Annotated in this window: 11 protein-coding genes and 1 pseudogene; 10 read left to right on the top strand and 2 right to left on the bottom strand. The window is 34.5% G+C overall.

The genetic code is table 11. From position 1 onward, the window contains the following. The first annotated feature begins 183 nt into the window (after positions 1 to 183). The 7 genes and pseudogenes from ACFOUV_RS09475 to ACFOUV_RS09445 all read left to right on the top strand — a co-directional run bounded on the left by ACFOUV_RS09475 (position 184) and on the right by ACFOUV_RS09445 (position 9,531). Positions 184 to 1,815 carry an acyl-CoA synthetase gene (locus tag ACFOUV_RS09475; protein WP_379496513.1) on the top strand — a complete coding sequence of 544 codons (1,632 nt, stop codon included), beginning with the start codon at positions 184 to 186 and terminating at the stop codon, positions 1,813 to 1,815. A gap of 537 nt (positions 1,816 to 2,352) precedes the next feature. Next, a complete protein-coding gene (locus ACFOUV_RS09470) occupies positions 2,353 to 3,984 on the top strand; it encodes an acyl-CoA synthetase (protein WP_379496512.1) in 1,632 nt (543 codons plus the stop codon). 58 nt (positions 3,985 to 4,042) lie between these two features. Further along, entirely contained in the window at positions 4,043 to 5,290 is a 1,248-nt protein-coding gene (locus tag ACFOUV_RS09465) for an ABC transporter substrate-binding protein (RefSeq protein WP_379496511.1), read from the top strand. Positions 5,291 to 5,983: 693 nt separating this feature from the next. Continuing rightward, positions 5,984 to 7,414: an aldehyde dehydrogenase family protein gene (locus ACFOUV_RS09460; RefSeq protein WP_379496510.1), complete on the top strand. Its 1,431-nt coding sequence runs from the start codon at positions 5,984 to 5,986 to the stop codon at positions 7,412 to 7,414. A 694-nt stretch (positions 7,415 to 8,108) separates the two neighbouring features. Then, positions 8,109 to 8,234, top strand: coding sequence for a hypothetical protein (locus tag ACFOUV_RS09455; RefSeq protein WP_379496509.1), 126 nt, complete (start codon positions 8,109 to 8,111; stop codon positions 8,232 to 8,234). An 89-nt stretch (positions 8,235 to 8,323) separates the two neighbouring features. Continuing rightward, positions 8,324 to 8,416: pseudogene (locus tag ACFOUV_RS09450) on the top strand (hypothetical protein); the annotation flags it as partial. 98 nt (positions 8,417 to 8,514) lie between these two features. Next, entirely contained in the window at positions 8,515 to 9,531 is a 1,017-nt protein-coding gene (locus tag ACFOUV_RS09445) for a zinc-binding dehydrogenase (RefSeq protein WP_379496508.1), read from the top strand. A gap of 71 nt (positions 9,532 to 9,602) precedes the next feature. Here the strand turns inward: ACFOUV_RS09445 and ACFOUV_RS09440 are convergent, their stop codons facing one another. Next, positions 9,603 to 9,758: an SDR family oxidoreductase gene (locus ACFOUV_RS09440; RefSeq protein ID WP_379496596.1), complete on the bottom strand. Its 156-nt coding sequence runs from the start codon at positions 9,756 to 9,758 to the stop codon at positions 9,603 to 9,605. Between the two features lie 483 nt (positions 9,759 to 10,241). On the opposite strand from ACFOUV_RS09440, the gene ACFOUV_RS09435 reads away from it, so the two are divergent. Then, complete coding sequence (locus ACFOUV_RS09435; RefSeq protein WP_379496507.1) at positions 10,242 to 11,393, top strand: acyl-CoA dehydrogenase family protein; 1,152 nt, start codon at positions 10,242 to 10,244, stop codon at positions 11,391 to 11,393. Between the two features lie 136 nt (positions 11,394 to 11,529). After that, the gene (locus ACFOUV_RS09430; RefSeq protein WP_379496595.1) at positions 11,530 to 11,661 is read left to right on the top strand and encodes a zinc-binding dehydrogenase; all 132 of its coding nucleotides are present in this window, start codon (positions 11,530 to 11,532) and stop codon (positions 11,659 to 11,661) included. An 89-nt stretch (positions 11,662 to 11,750) separates the two neighbouring features. Here ACFOUV_RS09430 and ACFOUV_RS09425 read toward each other — a convergent pair whose 3' ends face one another. Further along, entirely contained in the window at positions 11,751 to 12,524 is a 774-nt protein-coding gene (locus ACFOUV_RS09425; RefSeq protein ID WP_379496506.1) for an SDR family NAD(P)-dependent oxidoreductase, read from the bottom strand. 194 nt (positions 12,525 to 12,718) lie between these two features. Between ACFOUV_RS09425 and ACFOUV_RS09420 the strand changes: the two genes are divergently transcribed. Beyond that, a complete protein-coding gene (locus ACFOUV_RS09420; RefSeq protein ID WP_379496594.1) occupies positions 12,719 to 12,904 on the top strand; it encodes a 3-hydroxyacyl-CoA dehydrogenase NAD-binding domain-containing protein in 186 nt (61 codons plus the stop codon). The last annotated feature ends 114 nt before the right edge of the window (positions 12,905 to 13,018 follow it).

Genomic DNA, 13,018 nt, shown 5'->3' with positions numbered 1-13,018 from the left:
CAATAATTCGAACCGTTTAAACTAATAATAATCAATCTTTCGCCTTATATGTAAGTGCTCACATTAAATTAACATTTCATTTTTCTAATACTATTATGAAGTTTTATTCCTACTAAGCATTCACATGATGAAAGCGAATATTAATTTAATTTTTAAATAATTATTTATTTTAAAGGAGAGATAATGATGAGATACGAGGAATTGATTCAAAACTTCTCATGGGAAGAAACGAGAAAGCACTATGAAGGAAATCCTGATGGAGAGTTTAACATGGCAATTGAGATTTGCGACAAGTGGGCTGATGATCCAAAGAGGATTGCTATTCATTGGGAAGACGAATCTGGAAATGAAGAAGTATGGACATATAAAGAATTAAAAGAAAAGACCAATCAGATGGCAAATGCATTGAATGCATGGGGTGTAAAAAAAGGAGATCGTGTAGCAGGACTATTAGGAAAAGATATGGAACTTATTATTACGATCATTGCTACAATGAAAGTAGGGGGTACTTATGTTCCATTATTCACCGCTTTTGGTCCAGATGCAATAATGCATCGTACATCGGATTCAGGGGTAAGTTTGCTCTTAACAAATAAAGAACAGAAAAGTAAATTAGATGAACTTAATACTTCTTTTGATACGTTCTTAATTGATGATCTAACAAAAGATGGACAGACATTTTGGGAGTTTGTCGACTCTTTTTCAAATGAATATGAAGTAGAAAAAATACACGGTGACGATCCAGCCATTATTCAATATACATCTGGAACAACAGGATTGCCTAAAGGGGCTATCGTAAAGCATAAAGGTGTGTATAGTCTTTTTCCTTATTTCAGATATGGTTTACATGTGGAAGAAGACGATGTCTTTTTTGGTGGTGCTGATTTAGGTTGGGCTTATGGACTTGTTGCTTGTACAATTGGACCACTTAGTTTAGGTGCGGAAGTCGTTCTTTATCATGGTCCATTTAACCCGGAAAAAGTATTTCAACTTTTAGAAAAATATCAGGTAACGAGTTTCGCTTATGCCCCAACTGCTTATCGTATGATGATGGCAACTGGAATAGATAGAATAAAGCAGTATAATTTGAAGGTAAGAAAATTTAGTAGTGCTGGTGAACCTCTAGATGGGGAAGTAGTAAAATTCTTTAAAGAACATTTTGGGCGAGAAATATACGACCATTATGGTGCAACAGAGACAGGTATGATTGTTAATAATTATAATATTTTGGATATGGAGATTAAACCTGGTTCTATGGGATTGCCAATACCTGGATATACGATCGAATTAATAGATAACCAGGGGATCCCTGTTAAAAAAGGAGAGACTGGTCAAATAGCGTTGGATACATCGGACGGGAAAACAGCTTTTGGAGGTTATTGGGAGAACCCTAAAAAGCTACAAGAAAAAATGATAAATAACTGGTTCTTAACTGGTGATCTTGCAAAACAGGACGAAGATGGTTATTTCTGGTTTCAGGGACGTGCCGATGATGTCATTTCAAGTGCAGGTTATCGAATTGGACCGACTGAAGTAGAAGCTACGCTGAACGAACATGCTGCAGTGCTTGAGTCAGCTGTTGTCGGGAAACCAGATAAGGCAAAAGGCGAAATTGTAAAAGCTTTCGTATTGTTAAATGAAAATTACGAACCAACGGAAGAATTAGAAGAGGAGCTAAGTCTATATGTTAGAAATAAACTTTCCAAGCACCAATATCCAAGAGAAATTGAGTTTGTAGAAGAGTTTCCAAAAACGCAAAGTGGAAAGACACAACGCTTTTTGTTGAAAAAAAGAGAGCAAGAGCAGCTTAGGTAATTTTGAACGAAGTAATCTAAATAGTAGTTTTATTTCAACACACATACCTCGGGAAATCGATATGGGAATACTACGTTGTTGTATATCAAAGGAGGCGGAACATTCTATTTTGCGAAGAATACATTATGATGCAGAATCTGGTGAAATCAGTTATGAATAAAGGCTAATAAAGAAAGAAGAACAGATAAATCAAATATCTGTTCTTCTTTTTTATGGAGGGAACTGTATGATAGTTATTGGTTTTAAAATGGTAACAAATTATACTTTAAAAAATATTATTTATATTAATATAGATAGGATTAACAAAGAATATAGACTTTATATTTAAAAAGTTCAAAATAATCTTGACAATTGTTTTCAGATTATTTAAACTTAGAGTATAATTTATTTATTAATTATTATGTAAGTGCTTACATATATTTTTACAGCATAGATCGTTAAATTAATTTACTTTTATCTGAGTAGGAGTGATTTATTATTTAAAAATCTGGGATAATATTTCAAGTTTGTAATTATTAATCTTGTGAGGAGAGGTAAATGATGAAATATGAGGAGCTTATTGAAAATTTTTCATGGACTGAAACCAGAAGGCAGGTTGTAGGAGATCCAGATGGTGTATTTAATTTAGCGATAGAGATATGTGATAAGTGGGCTGATGACCCGAATAGGATTGCTGTATATTGGGAAGATGAAGCAGGAAAAGAAGAGGTATGGACATATAAAAAATTAAAAGAAAAAACGAATCAGATGGCAAATGCATTAAAGTCAATGGGAATTAAAAAAGGAGATCGTGTAGCTGGGTTATTAGGAAAAGATATGGAACTAGTAGTTACTATCATTGCTACTTTAAAAATAGGGGCTGTTTATGTTCCTTTATTTACTGCCTTTGGTCCAGATGCACTAATGTACCGCTTAGGAGATGTAAAGGCAAATCTACTTGTGACAAATAAAGAACAGGTAAGAAAACTTGATGATCAAAATTATTCATTTGAAATTCTATTAGTAGATGGCTTAACTTCAAATGGAGAGTCATTTTGGGAATTTGTAGAATCGTTTTCGATCGATTATGAAGTTGAAAATACATTAGCGATTGAACCAGCAATTATTCAATATACATCTGGTACAACTGGATTACCTAAAGGAGCAATTACCAAACAACAATCTGGGTATAGTCTTTATCCTTATTACAAATTTGCTATGCATATAGAAGAAGACGATGTATTTTTTGGCGGCGCTGATTTGGGTTGGTCTTATGGCTTGGGACCTTGCACACTCGCTCCACTTAGTCTTGGTGCTAAAACAGTGATTTATAAAGGACCGTTTGAACCAGAAAGAGTATTTCAGGTTTTGGATAAATACCAGGTAACTAATTTCGCTTATGCACCAACTGCTTATCGTATGATGATGGCAACTGGAATTGAAACAATGAGAAAATATAATATAAAAGTGAAGAAATTTAATAGTGCAGGTGAACCATTAGACGGGGAAGTAGTTAGATTTTTTGAAGAACATTTTGGACGTGCAATATATGACCATTATGGTGCAACAGAGATAGGTATGATCGTCAATAATTATAATATATTGGACATGGAAATTAAGCCAGGCTCTATGGGATTACCGATACCAGGTTTTAATGTTGCTTTACTAGATGAAGAAGGTAATAACGTTCAAAAAGGTGAAGTAGGTCAAATTGCACTGGATACATCAGATGGTTTGACACACTTTGCTGGTTATTGGAATAACACTGAAAAATTACAAGAAAAAATGTTAGGTAATTGGTTTTTGTCTGGTGACCTTGCCAAACAGGATGAAGATGGGTACTTTTGGTTCCAGGGGCGTGCTGATGATGTAATTACAAGTGCAGGCTATCGAATTGGACCGACAGAAGTGGAAGCTAGTCTGAACGAACATCCTGCAGTACTCGAAGCAGCGGTAGTCGGAAAACCAGATGAGTTAAAGGGTGAAATTGTGAAAGCATTTGTTGTTTTAAATGAAACTCATACACCATCGGATGAGCTAAAAGAAGAGCTGAGTTTATTTGTAAAACATAACCTTTCCAAACACCAATATCCGAGGGAAATTGAGTTTTTAGAGGCGTTTCCTAAAACACAAAGTGGAAAGACACAACGTTATTTGTTGAAGAAAAGAGAGTATGAGAAACAACAGTAATTCAGATAGTGAATTTAATTTAAGACCAATTAACTTACAAAAAAGGGGAAACGTAAAAATGAATATTATTAGTAGATTTAGTATAATCACATTCGTTATCATAGCATTGTCTGTACTAGCTGCTTGTGGAGAAGAGGAATCTGTGAATAGTAGTGTCGACTCTAGCTCTGCGAATTCAGAATACGCGCAAGGTGTGACAGATAATGAAATTATTGTTGGGCATTCTGCTGCGCAAACGGGGCCAGTTGCTGTTTACGATAATGTAAGAAAAGGAATGCAGGCTTATTTTAATTATGTCAATGAAAATGGTGGTATTAATGGAAGAGAAGTAAAAATAATTGCTTATGACGATGAATACCAACCAGCAAAAACCTTACAAAATATTCAAAGATTAGTAGATGAGGATAATGTATTTGCGCTACTTGGACCGATTGGAACAGCTAATATTAATGCTGCACAGTCCTTTATTGAAGAATCCGGTGTTCCAATTGTTGGTTTAGCTACGGGCGCAGATAAATTTGTAAATCCCCCAATCGAAAATATATTTGGTTTAACATTTAATTATAAATTAGAATCGAAAATACTAGTAGAATATATAGTTGAAGAAATTGGAGCTGAAAATATAGCACTTCTTTATCAGAATGATGACTTTGGAATGGATAATTTAAATTTTGCTAAAGAAGCATTAGAAAATTATGATGTTGAAATCGCTGCAGAAATTCCCTTTCTTGCATCTGACGTAGATTTTTCTAGTCACACACAAAAGATATTGGATGCTGATCCAGATACAATCCTTATGTTTTCGACGCCAGGTCCTGTTGCGCATCTAAAAAAAGAATTGTTTAACAGAAATATTGATATACCTTTTGTAACAACTAGTACGGGTGGCGGAGATGAACATCAATTTGAAGTTGCTGGAGAAGAAGTTTGGGAGGGAACTATCGTTTCTATTCCTGGTTCACCTGATAAAAGTGAAATTGCTGATTACGATTTATATGTTGAGCGTATGTTAATGGATTACTCAGAATCTGAACTTGGTGGTCTTGCTGAACAAGGTTGGAGTACTGCTAAGATTTTTGAAGAAGGTATAAAACGATCTGGAGATGATTTGTCATGGGAGAACTTTATTGCGCAGATGAATACATTTGAAAACTGGGAAGAAACATTCTTTCCTTCTATAACATATACTCCAGAACATCGATATGGGAACACAACGCTACACATTGTTGAAGCGAAAGATGGACAACTTTCTGAATTGCAAAAAATGCATTATGATATAGAAACAGGTGAGATTATTTACGAATAAAGGTTAATAGTAAATATGCTTTAATTCAACCTTAAGATAATATAGATTATTTAATTCAAATAGAGAATACTTTATTTATAAGTTTCAAACACCTAATTTTTACTGAATATTAGGGAAATAGCCGAGTGAATTAGTACTAATACAAAGAATTATCACAGTGTAATAGGACGCACATCTTCCATTTTCATGAATTAAGTGTAATTTAAAATTATAAATGGAGATTAACGGTAGAGACAATCTGAGTTATTTAACTAACAATCAATGGGGATAAGCGGAATAGAGCTTAAAAATAGCATGGTAATTGAGAAATAACAAATATAAAAACCACATGAAATCAAGTAAATTTGGTAAACATGGTTTTTAGACTTAGAGGATGATATTACCTTTTGAATCTCATTCAAAAAATATCAGTGCAATATTGATATTGTATACAGTGTTATAGTTGTTGTCATAACCACAATATATGATGATTTTAGGTATGAAACAGTTTATAATGTTATTAATATAAAGAATTAACTTATCAATATAAGTAATATCTTTTCTTTAAACGTTTGGCTAATTTAAATAAATTTTAAGCAAGTGAGCATTTTGCACAAGTAGACTTTTTAACACATATTGAAAAGTAGAGTTAACCATTCTTTTTAATAACTTAATTCCGAATATTTATATTAATAAAACAAGGAGATGACGATATTGAATTTAATTACAAAAGAATATTCGATGACGATTAATGGAGAATTAGTTTTTACAAAAGAAACGATACCTGTTATTAATCCGGCAAATGAGGAAATTGTTGCCCAAGCCCCAAAGGCAATGAAGGGTGACTTAGATTACGCAGTCAAAGCAGCTAGAAAAGCATTTATTGGATGGTCGAATCTGCCAATAGAGGAAAGAGCTAATTTATTAGAACAGTTCGCAGATGCATTATTAAATCATAAAGAGGAATTAGCAAATATTTTCACTTTGGAAATGGGAAGACCTTTAGATGGGGTGTTTGGATCAAAAGAAGAAATATCTGCAGCAGCTACATGGTTTAAAGAGGTAGCACAGTTACGGTTAACACGGGAAATAATTGAAGAAAATGAGGAACATTATGTTGAAAAATCATATACTCCAGTCGGCGTTACTGGACTAATCATTCCATGGAATTTCCCAGTATTGTTAGCCACGTGGAAAATTTCACAAGCATTATTGGTAGGAAATACAATAATTGTAAAACCATCACCATACACACCGTTAACTACATTAAAGCTGGGTGAAATAGCCAATTCAATTTTCCCGAAAGGAGTATTCAATGTTGTTAATGGTCAAAATGAACTTGGGCAATGGATGACTGAACATCCTGATATTGACAAGATCAGTTTTACGGGTTCTACGGAAACAGGTAAGAAGGTACTGCAAAGTTCAGCTGGTAATTTAAAACGTGTAACACTTGAGTTAGGAGGTAATGATCCAGCTATAATTTTAGAAGATGCAAATCCAAAAGTGGTAGCTGAGCAACTATTCTGGGGAGCCTTTTTAAATAATGGTCAGGTATGCATTGCTGCTAAGAGAATCTATGTTCATGAAAACGTCTATGATGAATTTCTTTCTGAATTTGTGCAGTATGCGAAGAATATTACGGTTGGAGACGGAATGGATCCAAATACAATGATAGGACCGCTTCAAAATAAAATGCAGTATGAGAAGGTAAAAGATCTAATAGAAAACACAAAACAAACAGGCGCAAATATTGTCCTTGGTGGTGTTATTGAAGATAATCCTGGATATTTCATTCCGATAACGATAGTAGATAATCCCCCAGAAAGTTCAAGAGTTGTAACTGAAGAAGCTTTTGGTCCAATTGTACCTGTAATAAAATACAAGGACTATGAGGAAGTGATTTTAAAAGCGAATAACACCATACATGGACTGGGTGCATCGGTTTGGGGTGAAGATACTGAACTTTTAAATATGATTGCAGAGCGTTTAGAAGCTGGTACAGTTTGGATTAATGAAATTCAAGTGAATCATCCTAATTATCCCTTTGGTGGAATTAAACAGTCGGGTCTAGGTGTAGAGAGTGGGATTGAAGGTCTGAAAGAGTTTACAAATAGAAAAGTAACTATGGTGAAAAAGAAATAAAAAAATAGAATCGCTTGCAAAAAAAGCATGAATTTGAATATAAACTATACAATTTATTGACTACGGTAATATTAGATGGAAATTTTAAATTTATAAAAAGACCAAAGGAAATAGTGAGGACCAAAATTAATTTTTTTGGCTTACTACTTCCTTGGTTATGATTACGTTTATAAAAATTGGAAAGATAAGGGTTCATTCTAGCATTAACGTTTGGATTCGCTTCAGCGCTTCAATGAAAATGAATACCATTAGAGATATAGACATTGCGAGGTCAAAGTTTTGCTTTCTTGAAGTCACCTGTTATGCCATCTAAATTATCCAATGATTGATACTAGAGGTTTCATAATATGGGTAATCAGGTTGTTTACTTTTTTAGAAAGAAAGTCTATTAACATTTTGAAAATTAAATTATATGAGGAATAGGTGATGCAGCGCCTAAAAATGATATACCTAGATTAATTAACTTCTATAAAAAAGAGGGGTTTCAATTTAATATATTAGAGAAATATTATAAGCTTGATGAAATTAATCAGGCGTTTGAGTATTCTAAAAGTGGACAAACTATCAAACCAGTTATTGTTATGGATGAAACCTATACTTTTTAGTGGTTTTAGCTTTTAAGACGAAAGTGTATAAAACAATTCTCGATGATAGTTGAATAATATAACTAATAAAAATAATAGTGGGAAGTAATATGAACGTAACAGCTGCAATTGTAAATGGGGTAAATGAAGATTACAAGTTAGAAAAAATAAGACTTGATGAACTACGTGTAGATGAAGTTATTGTGAGAATAGTTGCATCTAGTATTTGTCGTTGAGATGAGTCAGCACGTACTCTACATAGAGGTAAAGAATTTCCTGCAGTATTGGGACATGAAGGAGCAGGGGTCATCGAAAAGTTGGGAGTGCTGTCAAAAATCTAGAGGCAGGAGATAAGGTTGTACTTGGTCACAACTACTGTAGATCTTGCGATAGCTGTCGTACAGGACATCCCGATTAACTATCTTGTATTATAGAAAATCCATTATATTATCATTTGTATTTAAATGTATTCGTGATGGAAATTTATATAAAAATAATAAATGTGGAGGGATTTTTGTGAAAGCGATTGTTCTAAAAGATAAGGTTAAGCCAGGGGGAGAAATGGCACCTTTGTATTATGAAGAGGTGGAAACTCCAAAGCCGGGTAATGGGGAAGTTTTAATTCGTTTGCGTAATGCTGCTTTAAATAGAAGAGATGTCTTTATTCGATATGGCACCTACCCAGGAATTCAGGTACCTTCTATTCCGGGTGCGGATGGTGCTGGAGTTATTGAGGAATTAGGAGAAGGTGTAGAAGGGTTAGAAGTAGGAAATGAAGTTGTCATAAACTCTTCTATGAACTGGGGAGATAATCCAGATTATCCATCACGAGAACATTCGGTATTAGGCGTTCCGATTGATGGTACGTATGCACAATTTATTAAAGTTCCTGCAAAAAATGTATTTGCAAAACCAAAGCATCTTACCTTTGAGGAAGCAGCAGCTATTCCACTTGGAGGCTTAACTGCTTACCGTGCAGTTGTGACAAAAGGACAGGTGAAAGAAGGCGACACGGTGGTTATTCCTGGAATTGGTGGAGGTGTAGCTACCATTGTACTTCAAATTGCTGTTGCAAGAGGAGCAAATGTATATGTTACATCAAGTAGTGATCAAAAAATAGAAAAGGCTATTGAACTGGGAGCTAAAGGTGGCGTTAATTATCGCTCCAATAATTGGGTAAAAGAATTGAAGGAATTATCTGGTGGTGCGGATGTCTCAATCGATAGTATCGGTGGAGATACATTTAACGACTTAATTAGTCTAGCAAAACCAGCAAGTAAAATTGTGAGTTTTGGTTCGACCTTAGGACCTGTGGATAACGTTCTTATGCCTCGAATCTTCTTTAAACAAATGCATATTTTAGGGTCGACGATGGGTACACCGGATGAATTTAAAAGTATGTTAGCTCTTTATGAAGAAAAGCAAATCAAACCTGTGATAGAAAAAGTTTATTCACTAGAGGAAATCGAAGAAGCACATCATCAAATGGATAAAGGGGATTCCTTTGGGAAGATTGTTATAGCTATTTCCTAGTAATTGGAGAAACTATGCTTTCGTCTATTATTGTTAATAAAAAAGTTGAGGTGCGCATTCTTACATGCTCCTCAGCTTTTAAATTTACTCATATCTGGATAATTAGTTACTTCCCAACCATCATCAATGACTAGGATTGTACCATTGATATAGCTTGCATCATCTGTTAGCAAAAACAAAGATGGAGCAGCAATTTCATTTGAACGAGCAGGTCGCTCCATTGGTATTTTTTCATAAATACATCTTTTATATCAGGTCTTTTATTAAATTTTTACATACTTGAATAAGCGATTGAAGAAAAAGAGTATTTCAATCTCGCATCCATTAGTACCGGTGTTACAGCTTCAGATAAAGTATTCCAACCTTTTCGAAAAAAATAATCCAAGAAGAAATCAATCAAGATATATTTCAAGTAACGGAACCGGTATCGCGAAGGTTTCCATATTAGAGATAAATTGGGTGCATCAATGGTATAGTCTTAAAGGCAGCTTATAAAAAATATAATTAATTGAAATATATGAGGGGTTATGTGATGAAATTAGTGAAGTGAAATTGTAAGCGTTTAATAGATGCTGCTTATTGGAGGTAAATAAAATCATTTGAGGAGGGAAGAACAAATAGGAAATATAATTTTCAGACAAAACACTTCATCATGTACCTAGAAAATGTAGAAAACATACACAATTCATAAACATGGAGGGATTAGATCAATGAAACCATCATATTTAACAAATGAACATGAACTTTTTAGAAAGTCTTTACGAGACATGCTGAATAAAGAAGCATATCCTTATGTCGACGAGTGGGAGGCGGCACGTGGAATCCCAAGAGATATCTGGACAAAGCTTGGAGAAAATGGCTTCCTCCTTCCTTGGGTAAAAGAGCAATATGGTGGTCTCGGACTTGATTTTTCTTATTCAACCGTACTCATTGAAGAGTTAGAAAGAGTGGGTGCAGGTTTTGCGAGTGGGATTTGTCTCCATTCAGATATCGTAGCCCCTTATATTCAAGATTATGGAACGGAAGAGCAGAAGCAAAAATGGCTTCCGAAAAGTGTGACGGGGGAATATATTTCAGCAGTAGCGATGACAGAGCCAGGAGCGGGTTCCGATTTAGCTGGTATTGGCACAACTGCGAAAAAGGAAGGCGGTCACTACATTTTGAACGGGGAAAAAACGTTTATTACAAACGGTGGAAATGCGGATTATGTCGTTGTCGTTTGTAAAACGGATTCAAAAGTCGAACCTGCTCATCGTGGCATCAGCCTACTAGTTGTTGAAGCTGGAACAGAAGGATTTACACAAGGAAAACAATTAACTAAAGTAGGAATGCATAGTGCAGATACAGCGGAACTTATTTTTGATAATGCGAAAGTACCAGCAGAAAACTTACTTGGCGAAGAAAATAAAGGGTTCTATTATTTAATGGAAAAACTGCAGCAAGAAAGATTAGTCGTTGCGCTTCAAGTACAAATTGATGCAGAAGAAATGCTAAAACTCACAACCGATTATGTAAAAGAAAGAAAGGCTTTCGGTCAGCGTATTGCCAATTTCCAAAATACCCAATATAAAATTGCAGAAATGGCAACAGAGGTTGATTTAGGGCGAGCGTATATCAATCAGCTCATCGAAAGACACATAGAGAAAGAAGAGATTGTCAAAGAAGTATCGATGGCAAAATGGTGGATTAGTGAGATGGCAAAGCGCGTTGCAGCAGAAGCAATGCAATTGCATGGTGGCTATGGCTATATGGAAGAATACGAGATTGCAAGACGCTATCGCGATATCCCAGTAACGAGTATTTATGCAGGGACGACAGAAGTAATGAAGAATATTATTGCGAAGAAGATTTTGGAATCCTAATAAAGTAGCGCTTCCTGAGGAAATTCAGAAGAGATTGCTACAAATAAAAATATAGCAGTCTCTTTTCATGTTACTTATTTTAGGGATTAGGTTTATCAACGGTTGAAAGACCATTAATATACTGCAATAGCAAACTATCCTCCCTCTAGAAGAAGAGCAAATCAAATCTGTGATAGAAAAAGTTTATCCACTAGAAGAAATCGAAGAAGCACATCATCAAATGGATAAAGGGGATTCCTATGGAAAGATTGTAATTACCATTCCTTAATGAATAAAACATCTACTACTTTGTAATTAAGTTTAACAAAAAACTTGGGGCGAGTCATAAAGAATGATCGCCTCCAGGTTTAATCTAGATTATTCTCTGAATTTACTCATGTCTGGATAACCAGTTACTTCCCAACCACCATCAACGACTAGGCTTGTACCATTGATATAGCTTGCATCATCTGTTAGCAAAAACAAAGAAGGAGCAGCAATTTCCTTTGAACGAGCAGGGCGCTCCATTGGTATTCTTTCCATAAATGCATCTTTTATATCTGGTCTTTTATTAAAGCTTTTCGTTAAAGGTGTATCTACTAATCCTGGGAGGATAGCATTCACACGAATATTATATCTTGTTAATTCTAATGCAGCATTTTTAGTAAGCATTTCTACAGCAGCTTTTCCTGAAGCATAGGCACCACCTGCATACATTGGTACATGCGCATTTAATGAAGAAATATTAATGATGACACCATGCTTTTGTTCTTTCATTTGTAGACCTTGGTGTTTTATTCCTAGGAAGACGCTATGGAAAACAAGGTCAATCGTAAATTTCCAATCTTCCTCAGATTGATCTAAAATGGTTCCTGCTTTACTACCACCAGCTACATTTAGCGCATAATCCAACTGACCAAAACGTTCCGTAGCTTCTGAAACTAATATTTTATGGTCCTTCTCTTTTGTTACATCTGCTTTTATACCAATAAATGACTGACCAAACTTCTCGCGTAACTCCTCTAGATTTTCTTCATTAATATCTCCACCAATAACTGTCCCACCTTCATTTATAAATCGTTCTGTAATGGAATAACCTATACCTGAAGCGGCACCAGTTACGATTGCAACCTTTTCTTTAAATTTGCCCATACTATTCTTTCCCCCCCTTATTTTTCTCCCTTACTAAAAGATACTATAGATAATTTAATTTTTCAAATAAATCTGTAAATAAGTCACATGTAAAGTCTTACATAATGTATTTAAAGTAAGAGAAAGAAAGCGGGACATTTAATTGATTCGAAATAATTAGATGTTAAAAGACAATTATTTAGTGAAATAGACAAATTAGCACCTGCAAATGCAATATTATTACAACAATTAGTTCGACCATTGTTAGCTCAAAAATAGCTGATGCGACAAATCGTCAAGAAAAAATATATAATTTACATTTCTTTAATTCAGTACTGGGAAGGGATTTTATGAGTACAGTTCATTATTCGTTATCGATAAAATACCAAGCAACTTGCTAATAGTGTGTTTTAATAAAAATGCGAGACTGAAATTCTTATTTATATAGGATTTCAGTCTTTTTAATAACGCTGAATTTGTTATAAAAATTGTACTGTATTTAGATATACATATCT

Source organism: Oceanobacillus longus (assembly GCF_042650085.1).
Classification (GTDB): Bacteria; Bacillota; Bacilli; order Bacillales; family Amphibacillaceae; genus Oceanobacillus; species Oceanobacillus longus.
The sequence above is the reverse complement of the archived record's forward strand: the minus strand, read 5'-3'. Positions and strand labels throughout refer to the sequence as shown.

Bases quoted from the DNA above. Each gene is read 5' to 3' on its own strand.
- ACFOUV_RS09475 (WP_379496513.1), top strand. From the start codon at position 184: ATGATGAGATACGAGGAATTGATTCAAAACTTCTCATGGGAAGAAACG.
- ACFOUV_RS09470 (WP_379496512.1), top strand. From the start codon at position 2,353: ATGATGAAATATGAGGAGCTTATTGAAAATTTTTCATGGACTGAAACC.
- ACFOUV_RS09465 (WP_379496511.1), top strand. From the start codon at position 4,043: ATGAATATTATTAGTAGATTTAGTATAATCACATTCGTTATCATAGCA.
- ACFOUV_RS09455 (WP_379496509.1), top strand. From the start codon at position 8,109: ATGAACGTAACAGCTGCAATTGTAAATGGGGTAAATGAAGATTACAAG.
- ACFOUV_RS09435 (WP_379496507.1), top strand. From the start codon at position 10,242: ATGAAACCATCATATTTAACAAATGAACATGAACTTTTTAGAAAGTCT.
- ACFOUV_RS09425 (WP_379496506.1), bottom strand. From the start codon at position 12,524: ATGGGCAAATTTAAAGAAAAGGTTGCAATCGTAACTGGTGCCGCTTCA.